At 70.3% G+C, this 20,820-nt stretch carries 17 protein-coding genes; 3 read left to right on the plus strand and 14 right to left on the minus strand.

The window, feature by feature from the left end; all coding sequences use genetic code 11:
• Nucleotide 1: 1 nt before the first annotated feature.
• Complete coding sequence (locus MW290_RS33105) at nt 2-1,546, plus strand: methyl-accepting chemotaxis protein (RefSeq protein WP_310740105.1); 1,545 nt, start codon at nt 2-4, stop codon at nt 1,544-1,546.
• 64 nt (nt 1,547-1,610) lie between these two features.
• Here the strand turns inward: MW290_RS33105 and MW290_RS06370 are convergent, their stop codons facing one another.
• The 3 genes from MW290_RS06370 to MW290_RS06380 form a co-directional block, all read right to left on the minus strand.
• The gene (locus MW290_RS06370; RefSeq protein WP_250196417.1) at nt 1,611-1,775 is read right to left on the minus strand and encodes a hypothetical protein; all 165 of its coding nucleotides are present in this window, start codon (nt 1,773-1,775) and stop codon (nt 1,611-1,613) included.
• Nucleotides 1,776-1,898: 123 nt separating this feature from the next.
• On the minus strand, nt 1,899-4,442 hold the full coding sequence (locus MW290_RS06375) for an ABC transporter permease (RefSeq protein ID WP_250196418.1): 2,544 nt from the start codon (nt 4,440-4,442) through the stop codon (nt 1,899-1,901).
• Between the two features lie 54 nt (nt 4,443-4,496).
• Nucleotides 4,497-5,231 carry a DUF899 family protein gene (locus tag MW290_RS06380; RefSeq protein ID WP_250196419.1) on the minus strand — a complete coding sequence of 245 codons (735 nt, stop codon included), beginning with the start codon at nt 5,229-5,231 and terminating at the stop codon, nt 4,497-4,499.
• 144 nt (nt 5,232-5,375) lie between these two features.
• Between MW290_RS06380 and MW290_RS06385 the strand changes: the two genes are divergently transcribed.
• Nucleotides 5,376-6,230 carry a dioxygenase family protein gene (locus tag MW290_RS06385; protein ID WP_250196420.1) on the plus strand — a complete coding sequence of 285 codons (855 nt, stop codon included), beginning with the start codon at nt 5,376-5,378 and terminating at the stop codon, nt 6,228-6,230.
• Here MW290_RS06385 and MW290_RS06390 read toward each other — a convergent pair whose 3' ends face one another.
• Nucleotides 6,231-7,397, minus strand: coding sequence for a BMP family ABC transporter substrate-binding protein (locus MW290_RS06390; RefSeq protein WP_250196421.1), 1,167 nt, complete (start codon nt 7,395-7,397; stop codon nt 6,231-6,233).
• Nucleotides 7,398-7,489: 92 nt separating this feature from the next.
• On the opposite strand from MW290_RS06390, the gene MW290_RS06395 reads away from it, so the two are divergent.
• Complete coding sequence (locus MW290_RS06395) at nt 7,490-7,858, plus strand: hypothetical protein (RefSeq protein ID WP_250196422.1); 369 nt, start codon at nt 7,490-7,492, stop codon at nt 7,856-7,858.
• 349 nt (nt 7,859-8,207) lie between these two features.
• Here the strand turns inward: MW290_RS06395 and ltrA are convergent, their stop codons facing one another.
• From ltrA to MW290_RS06445, 10 genes are all read right to left on the minus strand, one after another.
• Nucleotides 8,208-9,428 carry a group II intron reverse transcriptase/maturase gene (ltrA, locus tag MW290_RS06400; protein WP_375142818.1) on the minus strand — a complete coding sequence of 407 codons (1,221 nt, stop codon included), beginning with the start codon at nt 9,426-9,428 and terminating at the stop codon, nt 8,208-8,210.
• Nucleotides 9,429-10,114: 686 nt separating this feature from the next.
• Nucleotides 10,115-11,173 (minus strand): adenosine deaminase, encoded by a 1,059-nt coding sequence (locus MW290_RS06405; RefSeq protein ID WP_250196424.1) that lies wholly within the window; start codon nt 11,171-11,173, stop codon nt 10,115-10,117.
• A 17-nt stretch (nt 11,174-11,190) separates the two neighbouring features.
• The gene (locus MW290_RS06410) at nt 11,191-12,213 is read right to left on the minus strand and encodes a Rieske 2Fe-2S domain-containing protein (RefSeq protein ID WP_250196425.1); all 1,023 of its coding nucleotides are present in this window, start codon (nt 12,211-12,213) and stop codon (nt 11,191-11,193) included.
• Nucleotides 12,214-12,295: 82 nt separating this feature from the next.
• On the minus strand, nt 12,296-13,456 hold the full coding sequence (locus MW290_RS06415) for a BMP family ABC transporter substrate-binding protein (protein WP_250196426.1): 1,161 nt from the start codon (nt 13,454-13,456) through the stop codon (nt 12,296-12,298).
• 44 nt (nt 13,457-13,500) lie between these two features.
• Nucleotides 13,501-14,421, minus strand: a complete 921-nt coding sequence (locus MW290_RS06420) for an ABC transporter permease (protein WP_250196427.1) — start codon at nt 14,419-14,421, stop codon at nt 13,501-13,503.
• The gene (locus tag MW290_RS06425) at nt 14,418-15,548 is read right to left on the minus strand and encodes an ABC transporter permease (RefSeq protein WP_250196428.1); all 1,131 of its coding nucleotides are present in this window, start codon (nt 15,546-15,548) and stop codon (nt 14,418-14,420) included. Before MW290_RS06425 ends, MW290_RS06420 begins: the two co-directional genes overlap by 4 nt.
• Nucleotides 15,535-17,070, minus strand: coding sequence for an ABC transporter ATP-binding protein (locus MW290_RS06430; protein WP_250196429.1), 1,536 nt, complete (start codon nt 17,068-17,070; stop codon nt 15,535-15,537). Before MW290_RS06430 ends, MW290_RS06425 begins: the two co-directional genes overlap by 14 nt.
• 30 nt (nt 17,071-17,100) lie before the next feature.
• On the minus strand, nt 17,101-18,396 hold the full coding sequence (locus MW290_RS06435; RefSeq protein ID WP_250196430.1) for an NCS2 family permease: 1,296 nt from the start codon (nt 18,394-18,396) through the stop codon (nt 17,101-17,103).
• Between the two features lie 86 nt (nt 18,397-18,482).
• Nucleotides 18,483-19,814 (minus strand): guanine deaminase, encoded by a 1,332-nt coding sequence (gene guaD, locus MW290_RS06440; RefSeq protein ID WP_250196431.1) that lies wholly within the window; start codon nt 19,812-19,814, stop codon nt 18,483-18,485.
• A gap of 28 nt (nt 19,815-19,842) precedes the next feature.
• Complete coding sequence (locus MW290_RS06445; protein ID WP_250196432.1) at nt 19,843-20,802, minus strand: LysR family transcriptional regulator; 960 nt, start codon at nt 20,800-20,802, stop codon at nt 19,843-19,845.
• Nucleotides 20,803-20,820: the final 18 nt, after the last annotated feature.

Raw genomic sequence — 20,820 nt, forward strand, 5'->3', positions numbered from 1 at the left:
GATGCAGCTCACCCTGACCCAGAAACTCTGGCTGCCCACCGTCGCGCTCGCGGCGGTGGTGGCCGCCATGTCCACGCTTTCCGTGGTGCGCACCCGGGCGCTGCTGGCCGAATCGGCCAGCCAACAATCGGTGCGCGAGGAAAAGCTCGAGCTCTCACTGCGCTGGGCCGGCCTGACCGAAGCCAACGCCACCCGCGTGGTGGCCAGCCTGGTCAGCGCCGATCCGCAAGTGCCGGCGGCGCTGAAACCGCAGATGGACGCGACCTCCGCGCGCATCAGCGAGCTGCAAAAGCGCATGGAGACGCTGGCAACCGAACCCGAAGAAAAGGCGCTGCTGGCCGACGTGGCCGCGCGGCGCCAGGCCTATCTCGACCAGCGCAAGCAGGCCGCGGCCCTGCGCAGCGACGGCAAGGCCGACGCTGCCCTGGCCGCCCTCAAGGACAAAGTGCAGCCGGCGGTGGCTTCCTACCTGGAAGCGCAGCAGGCCTTCGTGAGCCTGCAGCACCGGCGTGCCGGTGAGGTGCGCGACGAAGTGGCGGCCGAGCGCATGCGCACCGTGTGGACGGTGACCGGCGTGATGGTGGTGATGGTGCTGTTGCTGGCCGCCTGTACCGGCGCCATCGTCCGCGCCATCCGCCGGCCGCTGTCCGAGGTGGTGGCGGTGACGCGCCGCATCGGCCAGGGCGACCTGGCGGTGCAGATCGACCCGCATCACCGGCGCGACGAGATCGGCGAGGTGAATGCCGCGCTGGCCGAGATGTGCGGCTCGCTGCGCACGCTGGTGTCGCAGGTGCGGCAGTCGGCCGATTCGCTGGCGGTGGCGTCCAACGAGATCGCCAGCGGCAACGAAGACCTGAGCCGCCGCACCGAACAGGCGGCCAGCAGCCTGCAGCAGACCGCCTCTTCGATGGAGCAGTTGACGGGCACCGTGGCGCAGTCCTCGGCCTCGGCAAGCATGGCCAACGAGCTGGCGACCTCGGCCGCGGCCGTGGCGCAGCGCGGCGGTGAGGTGGTGTCGCAGGTCATCTCGACGATGGAAGAGATCAGCAGCAGTTCCAAGCTGATCGCCGACATCACCGGCACCATCGACGGCATCGCCTTCCAGACCAACATCCTGGCGCTGAACGCCGCGGTGGAAGCCGCCCGTGCCGGCGAACAGGGCCGCGGCTTTGCCGTGGTGGCCGGCGAGGTGCGCACGCTGGCCCAGCGCAGCGCGGAGGCGGCGCGCGAGATCAAGCGGCTGATCGGCACCAGTGCCGACCGCGTGGAAGCCGGCGCCCGCCTGGTGCAGGACGCCGGCCGCACGATGGACGAGGTGGTGGAAGGCGTGCAGCGCGTGAGCACTGCGATTGCCGAGATCACCGCCGCGGCCAGCGAGCAGACGCTGGGCATCGGCCAGGTGAACGGCGCGGTGAGCCAGCTGGACCAGATGACGCAGCAAAACGCCGCGCTGGTGGAGCAATCCACCGCCGCCGCCGAGAACCTGCGCCAGCAGGCCAGCACGCTGGCCAACGTGGTCGGGACCTTCCGGCTGCAGCCAGCTTGAAGCGGACTTCAGGAAAACAGAAAGGCCGGCGATTGCCGGCCTTTTGCTTTGGGCTCGCAGCAGCTCAGCCGCGCGGCGCCGAAGCGGCCTGCTGCTGCACCAGCAGCTGCGCGTCGTTGGCGGCATGCTCGCTGTGCGCCAGGCCGTTGACACCGGCCAGCATGCCGAGCGTGAACACGGCCGACAGGGCGAGGGCGGCGACTTGGCTGAAGAGGCGTGGCTGGTTCATGGTGGACTCCGGTGCGTGTGGGGCGTTGCGATGGAGTGAACTCTAGGCAGCAGCCCCCGGCACCACCACCGGATTGCGACGAAGTGCGGCTGCGGGCGACGAACCGCAGCCGCCTCCCCCTGACTAGGCTTGCGCCCTGCGCAGGGTTTCGACCACCGGCCGGCGCAACACCTCCCGCAGCCCCCACCAGCCGGCCGCCAGCGCCAGCAGCGCGCCGGCCACCGTGCCGGCCAGCGGCACCCACCAGGGCGCCGTCCAGCTGAACTCGAAGGCGTAGCGCGCCAGAGCCCAGCCCACGCCCATCGCCGCGCTGGAAGCCAGCAGCCCGGCCAGGGCGCCCACGCCCAGCAGCTCGGTGCGCTGCACCCGCGCCAGCAGGGTGCGGCCGGCGCCCATCGCCCGCATGATCGCGAACTCGCGCGAGCGCGCCTCGCGCGTGGCGGTGATGGCCGCGAACAGCACCACCAGGCCCGCCGCCAGCGTGAAGCCGAACAGGAACTCCACCGCGCGGATCACCTGGTCCAGCACGCCCTGCACCTGGGCCAGCGAAGCCGCCACGTTCACATTGGTGATGTTGGGAAAGTCGCGCGAGAGCTGGTTGTCGAAGCCCGGCTGGTCGGGCGCGCGAAAGGCGCTAATGTAGGTGGTGCCCACGTCGTCCATCTGCGCCAGCGGAAACATCACGAAGAAGTTGACCCGCATCGACGCGAAGTCCAGCTTGCGCAGGCTGGTGATGCGGCCCTCACGCAGCGTGCCGCCGATGTCGAAGCGCATGCGGTCGCCCAGCTTCAGGCCCAGCGTCTCGGCCAGGCCGCTTTCCACGCTCACCGCATCGGGCTCGTCGGGCGTCCAGCGGCCGGCGATCACCTGGTTCTGCTCGGGCAACTTCGCGTCGTGGCTGAGGTTGAACTCACGGTCCACCAGCCGGCGCGCACGGCCGTCGGCGTAGCTTTCGGGCGTCACCGGCTTGCCGTTGATGGCCACCAGACGGCCGCGGATCATCGGAAACCAGTCGTAGCGCTCCACGCCCGCCTGCTTGAGCGCGCCCTGAAAGGCATCGGCCTGGTCGGGCTGCAGGTTGATGACGAAGCGGTTGGGCGCATTGGGCGGCGTGGCCGCGCGCCAGCTGTCGATCAGGTCGGTGCGCAGCAGCACCAGCAGCGCCAGCGCCAGCAGCCCCACCGACAGCGACGAGACCTGCAGCACCGCGAACGCCGGCCGGGCGGCGATCTGCCGCGTGGCCAGCACCAGCCAGCGTGGCGCCCGCGACTCGGGCACCGCGCGGCGCAGCACCTGCACCGCCACCCACGACAGCGCGGCGAACACCAGCACCGCGGCCGCGAAGCCGCCGACCGCGATCAGGCCCAGCTTGAGGTCGGACGACACCGCCAGCAGCAGGCCCGCAAACCCCAGCGTGCCGGCGGCCAGCACCAGCAGCGACGACGCCTTGAGCGTGCCCACGTCGCGCCGGATGACGCGCAGCGGCGGCACCCGAGCCAGCTGCAGCACCGGCGGCAGGCCGAAGCCCAGCAGCAGCGTCAGCCCCACGCCCAGGCCGAAGAAGGCCGGCCACACGCCGGGCGGCGGCAGCTCGGTCTGCACCAGGCCGGCCAGCAGCCAGATGAACACATGGTGCACGCCGAAGCCGATGGCCACGCCCAGCAGGCTGGCCGCCACGCCCACCAGGCCGAACTCCAGCCCGTACGACAGTGCGATGGAGCGCTGGGGCTGGCCCAGCACCCGCAGCATCGCGCAGTCGTCCAGGTGGCGGTTGGCGAAGTCGCGCGCGGCGATGGCCACCGCCACCGCGGCCAGCAGCGCCGCCAGCAGCGCCACCAGGTTGAGGAACTTCTCGCCGCGGTCCAGCGTGCGGCGCATCTGCGGGCTGCCGTTTTCCAGCGATTCCACGTCCACGCCGCGCAGCGCGTCGCGCTCGATGCGCTGCTTGACGTCGTTCACGTATCGGCCCACCTCGGCCAGGCTGTTGCCCGGCGCCGCCACCGCCAGCCGGTAGGTCACGCGGCTGGCCGGCTGGATGAGGCCGGTGGCCGGCAGGTCGGACAAGGCCAGCATCACCCGCGGCGCGAAGCTGATGAAGCCGGCGCCGCGGTCGGGCTCGATGGTGATGATGCGGTCGATGCGCAGCGAGGCATCGCCCAGCAGCAGCGCATCGCCCAGCTTCAGGCCCAGCGATTCGAGCACCGCCGCATCCACCCACACGGTGCCCGGCGCGGGGCCGCCGGTGGCCGCTTCCTCGGGGCCGCCGGCCGTGGTCTGCGTGCGCAGCCGGCCGCGCAGCGGGTAGCTGCTGTCCACCGCCTTCACCGCCACCAGCCGGCTGGCGCCGCCGCGTTCGTCGGGCGCGCGGCCCATGCTGGGAAACACCGCGCTGCGGGTGATGCGCAGGCCGCGCGCCTGCGCGTCGGCCACCAGGGCGTCGGGCGTGGGCTTGTCGCTGGCCACCACGGCGTCGCCACCCAGCAGCTGGGCCGCATCACGTTCCAGGCCGGTGTTGAGCCGGTTGGCGAAGAAGCCGACGGCGGTGAGCGCGGCCACCGCCAGCATCACGGCCACCACCAGCAGCCGCAGCTCGCCGGCGCGGAAGTCACGCACGGTCTGCCGCCAGGCCAGGCGCCAGGCCGAAGGGGCGAAGGAAGTTGCAGTCATGGCCCGCACGGTAGCAGGGCCGGACGGCCGGCGCGGCGCGCGGGCTTTGCGCGTTCAGCCGCCGCAGCAGCCGCCGGGCCGGTCGTAGCTCAGCTGCGGGTACCAGTCGGTGCCGCGGCCGCCGGGCGTCAGATCCAGCAGGTTCCACAGCGGCATCAGGTCGGGTGCATCGCGCGGGTCCTGCCCGGGGTCGGCGGTCTCGAACCCCATCTCCGCGGCCCAGAAGTGGCGGACGGCACCGGCCGCGTCGCGCACGAAGACGTTGATCGCCGCGTTGTCGCCGCCCTCGGGCGCCTCGTGCGCATAGTGCTGGCTGAAGCGGTTGCCGCCCGCCGAGACCAGCGGCAGGTGGCGCCAGCCACGCTGGCGCGCGAAGTCCGCCATGCGCGCCACCGGCGAGCGGGCGATCACGGCCAGGCCGACGCGCTGCATCAGGTCGGGCGCCTCGCCGTCCAGCGCGCTGAGCAGCGAGGTGCACATCGGGCAGGGCTGTTCGCGCTGCGGGCCGAACATCCAGTGGTAGGTGATCAGCGTGTCGTGGCGGCCGAACAGCTGCGACAGCCGCACCGGGCCTTGCTCGCCCTCGAAGACGTAGTCCTCCGGCACGGCGCCCCCGGGCGGCAGTGCGCGCCGCTGCGCGGCCACGCGCTCGATGTGGCGGCGCAGCTCGATCTCTTCAGCCAGCAGCGCCGTGCGGGCGCGGCGGTAGTCGGCGCTCTCGTTGGGAAAGCGGCTGGGCGAGCGCGCCGCCAGCTCGGCGGCGGGCACCAGGTCGGTGGGCAGGGTCATGGGGCGTCTCCGGTCGGGGTGGTACCGCCATGACGATCAAGCCGGCGCGTTTTCGACAGCCCGGGCTCGGCCTTGCATCTGCTGCAACGCCGCATGCAAACCGCCAGAACCCGGCGGCGGCGGGCGGCTGCTGAAATGACGGCCATGAGCACCGAAACCACCCCGCTGCCCCCGCTGTTCGTCTCGCACGGCTCGCCGATGACGGCGCTGGAGCCCGGCGCGGCCGGCGCCTTCTGGCAGCGGCTGGGCCAGGCCCTGGTGGCCAGCTTCGGCCGCCCGAAGGCGGTGCTGGCGGTGTCGGCCCACTCGCTGACGCGCGAGCCGGTGCTGCTGGCCGCCCCGCGCCACGAGGCCATCTACGACTTCGGCGGCTTCCCCGACGCGCTGTACCGGCTGCGCTACGACGCACCGGGCGCGCCGGCCCTGGCCGAACGGGCGCAGGCCCTGCTGGCGCAAGCCGGCATCGCCGCGCACCGGCTGCCGGAAGGCGGCCTGGACCACGGCATCTGGACGCCGCTGCGCTCGATCTTTCCGCAGGCCGACGTGCCGGTGCTGCCGCTGGCCTATGTGCCCAGCCAGAGCCCGGCGCAGCAGTTCGCGCTGGGGCAGGCGCTGGCGCCGCTGGCGGCCGAAGGCGTGTGGGTGCTGGGCACTGGCAGCATCACGCACAACCTGCGGCTGCTGGGCCGCTTCAACGGCACTCCGCGTGGCGACGACGCCGAGATCCCGGAAAGCGCTGCCTTCCGCACCTGGATGCAGTCGCGCGCCAGCGCCCGCGACTGGCCGGCGCTGCTGGACTACCGCGCCCAGGCGCCGCATGCGGCGCTGATGCACCCCACTGACGAGCACCTGCTGCCCTGGTACGTGGCCGCCGGCGCAGGCGGCCCCGAGGCGGCGCCGCTGCGGCTGCACGACTCGGTGACCTTCGGCGCGCTGGGCATGGACGCCTATGCCTTCGGCCCTCAGGCCGCGCGGCTGGCGCAGGCGCTCGATCTCTGATCAACGGCCGGGCACGGACCCGACCACGCCTTCGACGAACCAATCCATGGAGGCGATGGCCGCATCAGGCAGCGCGCCGCCCGCAGGCTGGCGCAGCTGGCCGGCCTGGTCTTTCAGCGGACCGGCAAAGGGCTGCAGCTTGCCGGCCATCAGCGCCTGCTGGCGCTGGGCCAGGTCTTTGGTCACGGCCGGTGGCAGCGCCGGGTCAATGGCCGACAGCCGCACCATGCCCGCCTGCATGCCGCCCCAGGTGGCTCCCGATTGCCAGTTGCCCGCCAGCACGGCCTTGGCCTGCTGCACGTAGTAGGCGCTCCAGTCGGCCGTCACCGCCGCCAGCTGGGCCTTGGGCGCGAAGGCCCGCATGTCGCTCTGGTAGGCCAGCAGGCGCACGCCTTTTTCTTCAGCCAGCTGCGGCACCGCGGGTGAGCCGCTGTGGTTGGTGAGCACATCGGCCCCGGCATTGACCAGCGACAGTGCCGCCTCGCGCTCACGCGGCGGGTCGAACCAGGTGTTCAGCCACACCACGCGCACGGTGGCCTTGGGGTTGGCCGCCCGCATGCCCAGCGTGAAGGCGTTGATGCCCTGCACCACTTCCGGCACCGGAAAGCCGGCCACGAAGCCGGCCACGCCGGTCTTGCTGCTGCGCCCGGCCAGGTAGCCGGCCAGCCAGCGGCCTTCATAGAACCGGGCGTTGTAGGTGGCCAGGTTGGCCGCGCGCTTGTAGCCGCCGGCATGCTCGAAGCGCACCTCGGGCGCATCGGCCGCCACCCGCAGCGCGGGGTCCAGGTAGCCGAAGCTGGTGGCGAAGATCAGGCGATGGCCCTGGGCCACCATGTCGCGCATCACCCGCTCCGAGTCGGGGCCTTCGGCCACCGATTCGACGACGGTGGTCTGCACCTGCGGGCCCAGCGCCTTGACCATTGCCTGGCGGGCCTGCTCATGCTGGTAGGTCCAGCCGGCGCTGCCGATGGGCGTGACGTAGACGAAGCCGATCTTCAGCGGGGCCGTGGCGGGTTGGGCGGTGGCGCCGGTGGCGCCGGTGGCGGCCAACAGGCTGCAGGCGGTCGCGGCGATGAGCAGGGAGGAAGCGCGCCGGGCACGCTGCGCTGGGCGAAGGGATGAAAGCTGCGCCGGGCGCAGCAACGCCCGAGCGAGGTTTTTGAACATGGTTGTCCTCGACATGGCCACAAAATGAAGAAAGCCAGCCGGGCGGTGGCACGCCCAGCTGGCCGAAGCCCGGCATTTTAAGGAACACCGCCATGCACACCGCCATCTGGATCATCGCCGCCGTGCTGCTGGGCCTGTGGTCGCTGACGGCCTGGGGCCTGCATGCCCTGCTCCTGCACGGCGCCGGCTGGGCGCAGGACGCGCGGCCCCTGATCGAACAGGTGCCCTACCCCGAGGTCATCGAGCAGTGGATCCCCGGCTGGCAACGCCTGCTGGGGCTGGCGCTGGACATGGCGCAGGCCGCCATCGGCTGGATCGGCGATTCGGCCGGCCTGGTGGCCTGGCTCACCTGGGGCGCGGGCGCGCTGCTGATCGCCGGCACCGCGGGCGTGATGAGCCTGATCGTGGTGCTGCTGCGGCCCAAGGCGAGCCACGGGGGCCGCACGCCCGCTGGTGCCTGAGGCTGGTGTGCTGCGGGCGACAGCGACAGCGGTTGGATTCGGCTGCGTGCCTTGGCCCCAGGTTCTGTTTTTGTTCGGCCGCCGTACGGTGGGCGGGGTTCGGCGGGGCTCATGCTGGGGCGGTCGGCTTCGCCGACTCCGCTGCGGTGCTCGCAGCGAGGTCGCGCGGCAGTTGTCCGAGCGCAGTGAGCGTCAGCGAACGTAGCGAGTTCTGCCGCGGGCCGCCCACCCGAGTAGCGCATCGGGATAGGGGCGGCCCCAGTGGGGCCGACCCCTCCCACACCACCCGGCATGCGGGTCCGCACCGGGCGGTTCGGGACGTTGAGGTGGGCGGCTTGGGAGGATCAGGTCATGCCAAGCGCGGCACGCCCAGCCGGTCGAAGTAGGCGATGGTCAGGACGTTGTTCAAACAGTGGTGGCTGCCTCGCCACCAGCGACCGGTGTGTGCCGCCGCAGCCGCAGCCTGTGGGTGAGTCGCGCCCAGCCGCCGCATTTCGCGGTACACGGTAGCGACGTTCTTCCACTGCTTGAACTGGATGGCACGCAACCGGTGCCGCAGCCATTGGTCCATGGCCGCAAACACCCGCGGGGTCTGCGCCAGCCGGAAGTACGCCTTCCAGCCCTGCAGATATTCCCTCAAGCCCTGCGCCACATGCTCCAGGCTGCAGCCGCTGTGCCGCCGCGTGAGTCCGCGCAGATGCTGACGCAGCTGCGCCAGTACCGGCCGGGCCACCCCGATGCGCACACCGTCATCCACCCGCCGGCCTCGCTCGGTCGGGTCTTGCCACAGGCAGTAGCCCAGGAACTTGCGTCCCCAGACTTCGCCCACGGCCGTCTTGGCCTCGTTGACCTTCAGTGCCAGCCGCGCGTAGTGCTTGCGCAGCCCTTGCAGTACCCGCTCGCCAGCCTTTCGGCTCTTGACGTAGACATTGCAGTCGTCGGCATAACGCACGAACCGATGGCCCCTGCGTTCCAGCTCTCGATCCACTTCGTCCAGCAGCACGTTGGCCAGCAACGGGCTCAGTGGCCCGCCTTGCGGCGTGCCCTGCGTCCGCGGGCTGACCACCCCCGCTACCATCGTCGGTGCCTGCAGATACCGCCGGATGAGCCGCAGCACCCGCTTGTCCGCAACGTGCAGACTCAGCCTGTGCATCACGATGTCGTGATCGACCCGGTCGAAGAACTTCTCCAGGTCCACATCCACCACGACGTCGTAGCCTTCCTGCACGTACCGCTTGGCCTCGACCACCGCCCCATGCGCGCTGCGCCCCGGCCTGAAGCCGTGGCTGTGCTCGCTGAAGCAGGGGTCGATCAGCGGCTGCAGTACCTGCAGCAGCGCCTGCTGGATCAACCTGTCGACCACGGTCGGTATGCCCAGTTCGCGCTCACCACCGCCCGGCTTCGGGATGCTCACCCGCCGTACCGCGCTGGGGCGGTAACTGCCGTCGAGCACGCTCTGCCGGATGGCGGGCCACGCGCCCTGCAGCCACACCGCCGTGTCCTGCACCGTGCGTCCATCGACGCCAGCGCCTCCCTTGTTGGCCTTGATGCGTTTCCACGCCGCGGCCATGTTCGCTCTGGCCAGCGCCTGCCCCAGCAGGTCGTCGGCCCCCGGGCCCGTCAGATCGCAGCGCGCCGGCCGTGCTTCATCGCTGCGCGCGCTCGCCGCGGCTTCACCGCCACTCGCCCCGCGCCGCCGTGCCCGGCCTGTCGGCCTCGCACACGTCTGATGCCTTGCACTTCCAAGCGCCACGCCTTGCAGCCCTCCGTCTCGTTCAGCCCTTCACCGCGCTCACCGCGCCGCTACTACGGCATCTGCTGACTTCTCGCTCCGGCATAGGCCGTCGCCCTTTCAGGCACGAGGCGAGATCTCCCCAGGTAAGAACACGATCCTTCGACCGCACAACCGCCGCATCTACGCCGCTTCGCCTTGACCACCAAGGCTTCGCCGTTCCCTGCCGGCTCGCCTCGCTCCACGGCGCCTCCTATGCGGTTCTTGTTCATCGGCTCGCGGCCATCGCTACATGCTTCCTCCCCACGCTCGGTCACCCTCACGCAGTTGCACTTCACTTCGCTCACGGTGGTCCGCTCGCGCGAGGACTTTCACCTCGAAGATCGTGCCCATGCTGGGCACACAGGGCAGTCCGCGCTGTGCGCGGACCGCGGAAGCTAAGGCCCCGGGCCCGCCCGCACGGCCCGGAGCAAACCAGCACACAACCCACCCAGGGTGTTTTCAGTTCACACCCAAGGCCAACATCAACCCGCGTCCGCAAACACCCGATCCAGCTTCTCCACCCACGCGGACTTGGCCTCGTCAGAAGCAAAGCTCGCCTCGATGCTGTTCAACGCCAATTGGTACGCATGGCGCGGCCCCAGTTGCGGCAGCCCGTTGAACACCGCGTCGAAGTTCTCGTTCATGTAGCCGCCGAAGTAGGCCGGGTCGTCGGAGTTGACCGTGACCTTCAGGCCGGCTTCCAGCAGCGCGCCGATGTTGTGCTGGTCCATGCTGCTGAACACGCACAGCTTGATGTTGGACAGCGGGCACACCGTCAGCGGCACTTGTTCGGCGGCCAGGCGCTCCACCAGCGCGGGCTTTTCCACGCAGCGCACGCCGTGGTCGATGCGCTCCACCTTCAGAAGGTCCAGCGCCGTCTCGATGTACTCGGCCGGGCCTTCTTCGCCCGCGTGCGCCACCAGGTGCAGGCCCAGCTCGCGGCAGCGCGCGAACACGCGCGCGAACTTCTCGGGCGGGTGGCCGCGCTCGCTGCTGTCCAGGCCCACGCCGATGAACTGGTCGCGGTAGGGCAGCGCCTCTTCCAGCGTGGCCAGGGCGGCCTCTTCGCTCAAGTGCCGCAGGAAGCACAGGATCAGCGCGCTGCTCAAGCCCAGCTCGCGCTGCGCGGTTTCGCTGGCGCGGGTCAGGCCATCGATGACGGTCTTGAACGGCACGCCGCGGTCGGTGTGCGTCTGCGGGTCGAAGAACAGCTCGGCATGCACCACGTTGTCGGCCGCGGCCTTGCGGAAGTAGGCCATCGCCATGTCGAAGAAGTCTTCCTCCTTCAGCAGCACGCTGGCACCGGCGTAGTAGATGTCGAGGAAGCTCTGCAGGTCGGTGAAGGCATAGGCGTCGCGCAGCGCTTCCACGCTGGGGTAGGCCAGGGCCACGCCGTTGCGCTGGGCCAGCGCGAAGATCAGCTCGGGCTCCAGCGAGCCTTCGATGTGGATGTGCAGCTCGCACTTGGGCATGTCGCGCAGCAGCCGGGGCAGCTCGTCGCGGCCGATCTTGTCGAGGCGGGAAGCCAGTTCGAGGGGCATGGGAGTCTCCTGGTCCTTCAGCAGATGCCGAAGGTGATGCCGCGTTCCTTCAGGTAGCGGCGGTAGGCGGTGGAAGCGCGGTCGGCCGCGCAGTGCAGCTCGGTCACGGGCGCTTCGGGCGTGATGGGCAGCAGGCGCGGGCGCTGTGATTCGAGCACAGGCTTGTCCTGCATGAAGATGGTGTGCTGGAAGCCCTGCAAGTGTTCGTCGGTGGAGGTCCAGTCCAGCATCGCCAGGCGGATCCACACGCGGCTGCACTCGGGCGACAGCGGGCAGACGAACATTGCGATCGATTCGCGGAAGCCCTGCACCTTGACCGTGGCCGCATCGGGCACCTTGGTGAGGATGGCGGTGTAGGGCGCGTTCACCTCGTAGGTGTAGTCCACCAGCGCGCCGGTGGCCGCCTGCACGCTGCTTTGCGGCTGCCAGGCGCGGCATTCAGTGGCGATGAAGCCGTGCTCGGTGGCGGTGACGCGGTAGGGCTCGATGGCGGTGTGCTCGCGCGCGCCCAGCCAGCCTTCGTGCACATAGCCGAAGTGGGCCATGTCCAGGAAGTTCTCGACGATGCGCGGCGCACTCGTCTCCACGTCGTACGGGCCGCAGTTCACCTTGCGCAGCTGGTCATCGGCCTCGGCCGCGAAATCGGGCAGCGGCGGCTCGGCCTCGGCGCCATCGGCCGGCAGCAAGGCCACCCACACCAGGCCATACGCCTCGCGGGCGCGGTAGCGGCGGGCGCGGTGGCCTTCGGGCGGCTGCCAGTCGGGCACCGCCGGCACATGGGTGCAGCGGCCACCGGGCTCGAACTGCCAGCCGTGGTAGGCGCACTCCAGCCGGTTGCCTTCGATGCGGCCCAGCGACAGCGAGGCGCCGCGGTGCGGGCAACGGTCGTCGAAGGCCTGCACCTGGCCGGCATCGTCGCGCCAGATCGCCAGGTCGGTGCCCAGCAGATGGGCCTGCACCGGGCAGCGGCGGCCGTCGGCGCGGGCCTGGTCCAGCGCGCTGGCCAGCAGCACGGGGTGGTAGTGGTGGTGTTCGATCATGGGTGGCGAAACGGCTGCCGCGCGAAGAATGGAAAAGGCCGCCCGCCGCCTTGCGGCGCCCGGGCGGCCCATTGCCGGGGGCTTACTTGCCCGACGGAATCTTGCCTTCCACGCCCTTGACGTAGAAGTCGATCTTGTCCTTCCAGTCCTGGTCGGCCTTGGCGCCGGCGGCCAGGCGTTCCTTGCCCGACGCATCGACCACTGGGCCGGTGAACACCTCGAAATCGCCGGCCTTCATCTTGACCTTGATCTCGTCGATCTTCTTGCGGGTGTCTTCCGGCACCACGTCGGCGATCTTGATCAGGTCGTTCTGGCCTTCCTTGACGCCCCAGACGGTGCGCTCGGTCTTCCAGGTGCCGTCCATCACTTCCTTGATGGCCTTCTTGTAGTAGCCGCCCCACAGCGCCACGGCCGAGCCCAGGTGGGCCTTGGGCGCGAAGGCGCTCATGTCGCTGTCCCAGCCGAAGGCGTACTTGCCGTTCTTCTCGGCGGTCTGCAGCACGGCCGAGGAGTCGGTGTTCTGCAGCAGCACGTCGGCGCCGCCGTTGATCAGGCTTTGCGCGGCTTCGCCTTCCTTCGGCGGGTCGAACCAGGTGCTGACCCAGACCACCTTGGTCTTGATCTTCGGGTTCACGCTCTGCGCGCCCAGGGTGTAGGCGTTGATGTTGCGCAGCACCTCGGGAATGGGGAAGGAGCCGACGAAGCCGATGGTGCCCGTCTTGCTCATCGTGCCCGCGATGATGCCGGCCAGGTAGGCGTCCTCGAAGAACTTGGCATCGTAGATGCGCATGTTCGGCGCGGTCTTGTAGCCGGTGGCGTGCTCGAACTTGACGTCCGGGAACTCGGAGGCCACCTTCAGCATGGGCTCCATGTAACCGAAGGACGTGGCGAAGATGATCTTGTTGCCCTGGGTGGCCAGGTCGCGGATCACGCGCTCGGCGTCGGCGCCTTCGGGCACCTTCTCGACGAAGGTGGTCTTGACCTTGTCGCCGAACTCGGCCTCGACTTCCTTGCGGCCCTGGTCATGGGCGAACGTCCAGCCGGCGTCGCCCACGGGGCCGACGTACACCCAGGCGGCCTTCAGCGGCTCGGGTGCGGCGGCGGCAGCAGGCGCCGAGGCGGGCTCGGGGGAAGCGGCCGGCGCGGCCGGTTCTTCCTTCTTGCCGCAACCCACCAGCGCGGCCGCGGCCACGGACGACAGCGCAGCCCACTTCAGCAGGTTGCGCTTGCTCATAACAGTCATGTTGGCTCCTCGGAGGAATCAGGAAACACGTGGAAACGCCGATGTTAGGCGCCCGGATGGAACGGCTTGCCGAGCGAGGCCGGCATGTTGATGCGGATCCACAGCGGGTTGCGCGAGATCAGGGCCAGCACGACGATGGTGGCCAGGTAGGGCAGCATCGACAGCAGCTGGCTGGAGACCTCGACGCCGGCGCCCTGCAGCGCAAACTGCAGCATGGTGACGCCGCCGAACAGGTAAGCGCCAAGCAAGACCCGCGCCGGCCGCCAGGTGGCGAAGGTGGTGAGCGCCAGCGCGATCCAGCCGCGGCCGGCCACCAGGCCCTCCACCCACAACGGCGCGTACACCACCGACAGGAAGGCGCCGGCCACGCCGCACAGCGCGCCACCGGCCAGCACCGCGCCGAAGCGGATCAGCCGCACCGGGTAGCCCAGCGCATGCGCCGACTCGGGCGATTCACCCACCGCGCGCAGCACCAGGCCGGCACGGCTGCGGTAGAGGAACCACGACATCGCCAGCACCAGCGCGATGGCCACGTACACCATCCAGTGCTGCTTGAAGAAGGCGGGGCCGATGAAGGGGATGTCGGCCAGGCCCGGCACCTCGAAGGGCACGCGGTCTTCCAGCTTCTTGCCGACGAAGCTCACGCCCACGAAGGCCGAGAAGCCGCCGCCGAACAGGCTGAGCGCCAGGCCGGTGGCGTACTGGTTGGTGTTGAGGCCGATGACCAGCAGCGCGAACACCGCCGCCATCAGCGCCCCGGCGCCGGCACCGGCCGCGAAGGCCAGCACGTCGCTGCCGGTGGCCAGCGCGGTGGCGAAGCCGGCGATGGCGGCCACCAGCATCATGCCTTCGGCACCCAGGTTCAGCACGCCGGCCTTTTCGTTGAGCAGCAGGCCGAGGCCGGCCACCGCCAGCGGCGTGCCCGAGGCCAGCGTGGCCGCGATCAGCAGGGCGATCTCGTTCACGACTGCACCTCCTTCAGTTGCGCGGCGGCAGGGGCGGCCGTGGGGGCCACGGCGCGCGGCGCCGAGCGCCACTTGACGCGGTAGGTGATCAGCGTGTCGCAGGCCAGCAGCAGGAACAGCAGCGAGCCCTGGAACACGCCGGTGAGCGCATTGGGCAGGCCCAGGCGCGACTGGCCCAGCTCACCGCCGATCAGCATCATCGACAGCAGCACGCTGGACAGCACGATGCCCACCGGGTGCAGCCGGCCCACGAAGCACACGATGATGGCGGTGAAGCCGTAGCCGGTGGACACGTGCGGCGTCAGCTGGCGCAGCGGGCCGGCGGCTTCCATCGCGCCGGCCAGGCCGGCCATGCCGCCGGAGATCAGCAGCGCCGTCCACAGCGACTTGCGGGCCGAAAAGCCCGCGTAGCGCGCCGCCGCCGGCGCCAGGCCGCCCACCTGCAGCTGGTAGCCGCGGTACAGCCGGAACAGGAAGACCCAGAACACCGCCACCATCACCAGCGCGACGACGATGCCCCAGTGCAACCGGGTGCCGGGCAGCAGCTGCGGCAGCCAGGTGCTGGCATCGAAGGTCTTGGTCTGCGGGAAGTTGAAGCCCATCGGGTCTTTCCAGGGCCCGAACACCAGGAAGTTGAGGAACTGCTGGGCCACGTACACCAGCATCAGGCTCACCAGGATCTCGCTGGCGTTGAAGCGGTCGCGCAGCACGGCCGTGACCGCCGCCCAGGCCGCGCCGCCCACCACGCCGGCCAGCAGCACCAGCGGCGAGTAGAGCCCGCGGGCGCCGGTGATGCCCTGGCTGGTGAGCCACAGCGCCACGCCGCCGCCGGTGATGGCGCCCAGCAGGAACTGGCCTTCGGCGCCGATGTTCCACACGTTGGCCCGGTAGCACACCGCCAGGCCCAGCGCGCACAGCATCAGCGGCGTGGCCTTGAGCAGCACCTCGGCGGTGGCGCGCAGGCCGTTCAGCGGCTCGACGAAGAAGATGGACAGGCCGCGCACCGGGTCCTTGCCCAGCGCGATGAAGAGCAGGCTGGCCAGCACCACCGTAAGCGCCAGCGCGATCAGCGGCGAGCCGAGCGACATCACCTTGGAAGGCTGAGGGCGCGCCTCAAGCTTGAGCATGTTCCACCTCCGCAGCCGGCCGCGCCGCCGCACCGGGCCACAGGCCCGACATCCATTCCCCGATCGTCTCGATCGTCGCTTCGGCCACCGGCACGCTGGGCGACAGCCGCCCCTGCGCGATGACCACCAGCCGGTCGCTCACCTCGAACAGCTCGTCCAGCTCTTCGCTGACCACCAGCAGCGCGCAGCCCTCGTCGCGCAGCTTCAGCAGCGCGGCACGGATCTGCGCCGCGGCACCCACGTCCACGCCCCAGGTGGGCTGCGAGACGATGAACACCTTGGGCTTGGCATCGATCTCGCGGCCGACGATGAACTTCTGCAGGTTGCCGCCCGACAGCGACTTGGCCGCCGCGCCCGGGCCGCCGGCCTTGACGTTGTAACGGTTGATCAGGTCGGCCGCCAGCTGCTGCACGCGGCCCACCTTGATCCAGCCGCTGGCGCCCACCGCCTCGGTGCGGGTGAGCAGCGTGTTCTGCGCCAGGCTGAGCGTGGGCACCGCGCCGCGGCCCAGCCGCTCTTCCGGCACGAAGTGCAGGCCCAGCGCCCGCCGCCGCGCCGGGCTGGCGCCGGCGATGTCCTGCCCGAAAAGGGTGATGGCACCGCTGGCGGCGCGGCGGTCTTCACCGCTCAGCGCGGCCATCAGCTCCTGCTGGCCGTTGCCCGAGACGCCGGCCACGCCGACGATCTCGCCCGCGCGCACATCCAGCGCGATGTCGGCCAGCGTAGTGCCGAAGGGCGACTGCTTGGCCAGCGACAGGTTCTTCAGCGCCAGCGCCACCGCGCCAGGCGTGGACTGCACATGCTTGAGCTGCGGCGGCTCGGCGCCGATCATCAGCCGCGACAGGCCGGCGTTGGTCTCGGTGGACGGATCCACCTCGCCCGTCACCTTGCCGCCGCGCAGCACGGTGCAGTGGTGGCACAGCGCGCGGATCTCGTCGAGCTTGTGGCTGATGTAGAGGATGCTGCAGCCATCGGCCGACAGCTTGCGCAGCGTGACGAACAGCTTTTGCACCGCCTGCGGCGTGAGCACCGAGGTGGGCTCGTCCAGGATCAGCAGCTTGGGGTCGGTGAGCAGAGCGCGCACGATCTCGACGCGCTGGCGTTCACCCACCGACAGGCTGTGCACCGGCCGCAGCGGGTCGACCTCCAGGCCGTAGGCCTGCGACACCTGGCGGATGCGGCCGGTCACCTCGGCCAGCGTCATGCTCTTGTCCAGGCCCAGCCACACGTTCTCGGCGGCGGTGAGGGTGTCGAACAGCGAGAAGTGTTGGAACACCATGCTGATGCCCAGCGCCCGCGCTTCCTGCGGGTTGCGGATGTTCACCGGCTGGCCGTTCCAGCGCACCTCGCCCTCATCCGGGCGCACCGCGCCGTAGATGATCTTCATCAGGGTGCTCTTGCCGGCGCCGTTTTCGCCCAGCACGGCATGGATTTCACCCGGCTTGACGCGCAGGCTGACGTTGTCGTTGGCCTTGACGGCCGGGTACTGCTTGCTGATGCGGACCAGCTCCAGCCTCAGCATGCCGCCCCCCTCCGGTGTTCGTTCATTCATTCACTCGCTGCCGATGGTGATGTACTTGAAAAGGAAAATACACCCGATGACCCAGACCATCCAATGCACGCCGCGCCCGCGGCCGGTGAGCAATTTCAACACCGCGTAGGTGATGAAACCGAAAGCCAGCCCGTGTGCGATGGAATAGGTGAACGGCATCATCAGCGCCGTCACCGCGGCCGGGATCACGTCGGTGGTCTCGTCCCAGTCCAGTTCGGTGATCTCCCGTAGCATTAAACAGGCCACGAAGAACAGCGCCGGGGCGGTGGCGTAGGCCGGCACGGCGCCCGCCAGCGGCGAGATGAACAGGCAGGCCAGGAACAAGCCGGCCACCGTCAGCGCCGTGAGCCCGGTGCGGCCGCCGGCCTGCACCCCGGCGGCGCTTTCCACGTAGGCGGTGGTGCTGGAGGTGCCCAGCAGCGAGCCGGCGAAGATGGCGGCGCTGTCAGCCATCAGCGCCTTGTTCATCCGGTCCATCTTGCCCGGCACCAGCAGCCCGGCCCGCTTGGCCACGCCCATCAGCGTGCCGGTGGCGTCGAACAGCTCCACCAGGAAGAACACCAGGATCACGTTCAGGATGCCGCCCTTGAGCGCACCGGCGATGTCCAGCTGCAGGAAGGTGGGCGCGATGGACGGCGGCGCCGAGAACACGCCCTGGAACTGGTTGCCGCCGAAGAAGAACGAGGCCGCCGTGACGCCCAGCATGCCGACCAGGATGGCCCCCGGCACCTTCAGCTTGTCCAGCACCACGATGGCGAAGAAGCCCAGCGTGGCCAGCACCACCGAGGGCGTGTGCAGGTTGCCCAGCGTCACGTAGGTGGCCTTGGAAGGCGCCACCAGCCCCGCGCTCTTGAGCGCGATGATGGCCAGGAACAGCCCGATGCCCACCGTGATGCCGATGCGCAGCGCCGGCGGTATGGCGCGGATGATGATCTCCCGCAGCCGGAACACCGTGACCAGGAAGAACAGGCACCCGGAGATGAACACCGCCCCCAGCGCCGCCTGCCAGGTGAAGCCCATGTGCATGACCACCACGTAGGCGAAGTAGGCGTTCAGGCCCATGCCCGGCGCCAGTGCGATGGGGTAGTTGGCATACAGGCCCATCACCACCGAGCCCAGCGCGGCGATCAGGCAGGTGGCCACGAACACCGCGCCCTTGGGCATGCCGGCGTCGCCCAGGATGGCCGGGTTGACGAAGATGATGTAGGCCATCGTCAGGAAGGTGGTCAGCCCGGCCACCAGCTCGGTGCGCACGGTGGTGCCGTGCTCCTGCAGGCGGAACAATCGTTCGAACATGGCTTGTCTCCTCCGGCCTCGGGGCCGGTTTGTGGTTGGCTTTGTCTTCTGGAATGCAGGTCGGCGGCACGCGCGGTGCCGCCCGGTCAGCCCACCGGGGGGGTGCGGCTGAACTGCGGCACGCCCTGCACGTAGGCGGCGGCCAGGTTGCGGTCGTCGGCCAGCGTGAACCAGGCGAACAGCTGCTCGTGCAGGCTCTGCACCACGGCCATGCGCCGTTCGGCCACCGGGTCGGCGGCCCAGTCCCACACGCACACATCGGCCAGGCGGCCGGGCTCGAAGGAGCCGATCTCATGGTCCAGCCGCAGCGCCTGCGCGGCGCCCAGCGTGGCGGCATGCAGCGCCTTCCAGCCGGTCAGGCGCTGGCCCTGCAGCGCCTGGATCTTGTAGGCGTCCAGCACGGTGCGCATCATCGACAGGCTGGTGCCGCCGCCCACATCGCTGGCCAGTGACACCTGGCCGCCGGCCTCTTCGGTGGCGCGCCAGTCGAACAGGCCGCTGCCCAGGAACAGGTTGGAGCTGGGGCTGTGCGCCACCTGGGCGCCGGTGTCGCGCAGCACGGCGCGGTCTTCGGCGTCGAGCCAGATGCCGTGGGCCAGCACGCTGCGCTCGTTCATCAGGCCGGCGCGCAGGTACACGTCCAGGTAGCTGCGCGCCTCGGGGAACAGCTGCTGCACCCAGGCCACTTCCTCGCGGTTCTCGGCGACGTGGGTCTGCATGTACAAGCCGGGGTAGGCGGCGCACAGCGCGCCGGCCATGGCCAGCTGCTCGGGCGTGCTGGTGGGCGCAAAGCGCACCGTCACCGCATAGGCCAGCCGGCCGCGGCCGTGCCAGCGTTCGATCAGCTCCACGCAGTCGCGCTCGGCCTGCACCACGTCGTCGCGCAGGTTGTCGGGGGCGTTGCGGTCCATCAGCACCTTGCCGGTGATCAGCCGCATGCCGCGGCGGTGGGCCTCTGCCATCAGCAGCTCGGCGCTGATCTTGTGCACCGTGGGAAACACCACCGCCGTGGTGGTGCCGTGCGCCAGCAGCGCCTGCACGAAGCGGGCGGCGCCGGCCTCGCTCTCGGCGGCCTGGGCGTAGCGGCTCTCGGCCGGAAAGGTGTAGGTGTTCAGCCAGTCCAGCAGCTCGGTGCCGTAGCTGCCGATCACGTCCAGCTGCGGGCTGTGCACATGGGTGTCGATGAAGCCCGGCAGGACCAGCCGGCCGCGGTGGTCGTGCCGCTCCCAGCCTTCGCCGGGCAGCGGCGCATCGGCCGGCTGGGCGCCGGTGATGCGGCCGTCCTCCACCAGCAGCCAGTGGTCGGGCCGCCAGCGCACGGCCGGGCTGTGCACCGCGCCCCACTCGGGCGTGGCGGTGAAGTCGAGCAGGTCACCACGCAGGGCCAGTCGGTGGGGCGGAGCTTCGGTCGGGGTCATCGGCGGATTCGGTTGGGGGGGCGGATTGTCAATGCAGTGCCAGCCGGCGGGCCACCTCGCGCACCTGCTCGCGCAGCCAGCGCATCGAGGGCGAGGCATGCGTCAGGTCGTGCCACAGCTGGTAGTAGGTGAGAGGCGGAAACGGTGCCGGGCAGCGCACGATGCGCACCGGCAGCGCGCCGGCGTAGCGCGAGCAGAACTGGCGCCCGGTGGTGAGCACCAGCGCGCTGCGGGCCACCATCAGCGGAATGAGGCTGAAGTGGGCGCTGCGCACCACCAGGTTGCGCTTGAGCCCCAGGGACGTGAGGTGCTCCTCGATCACGCCCAGCGCGCCCGGGCTCAGCGGCGAAGGAGCCACGTGCTCGCAGCCCAGGTACTTGTCCACCGTCCAGCCCTTGCCTGCGCCTTCGGCCAGGCGCACCACCGGGTGGCCCTCGGCCACCAGGCACACGATCTCGTCGGTCATCAGCCGGCCCAGGTGCAGCTCTTCGGGCGGGCGCAGCCAGTTGCCGATCACCAGGTCCACCTCGCCGTCGGCCAGGCCACGGCGGTAGTCGAAGTCGCGTGACAGGGCCAGCAGCTCGATGCGGGCGCCGGGCGCGGCCTGGTGCACATGGGCCACCAGCTCGGGCAGGAACGTAGGGTCCAGGTAATCGCTGGCGGCGATGCGGAAGGTGGCGGTGGTGGTCTGCGGGTCGAACGAGGCGCCGCGCAGCCGTGGGCTGAACAAGGCATCGGCCGCCTGCAGCAGGCTGGCCGCCGGCCCCACCAGCTGCAGCGCGGTGGCGGTGGGCGTCATGCCGTTGCCGGCCCGCACCAGCAGCGGATCGCCGGTGAGCTCACGCAGCCGCTTCAGCTGGGCGCTGACGGCGGGTTGGGTGCTCTGCAGGCGCAGGGCAGCACGGGAGACGCTGCGTTCGACGATCACGGTGTGGAGGACTCTGATCAGGTACAGCTCGATCTTGTCGAACTCGGCGCGCTGCGTCATATGGCTGGCTCGATAGGT

This window comes from Aquincola tertiaricarbonis (assembly GCF_023573145.1).
Classification (GTDB): domain Bacteria; phylum Pseudomonadota; class Gammaproteobacteria; order Burkholderiales; family Burkholderiaceae_C; genus Aquincola; species Aquincola tertiaricarbonis_B.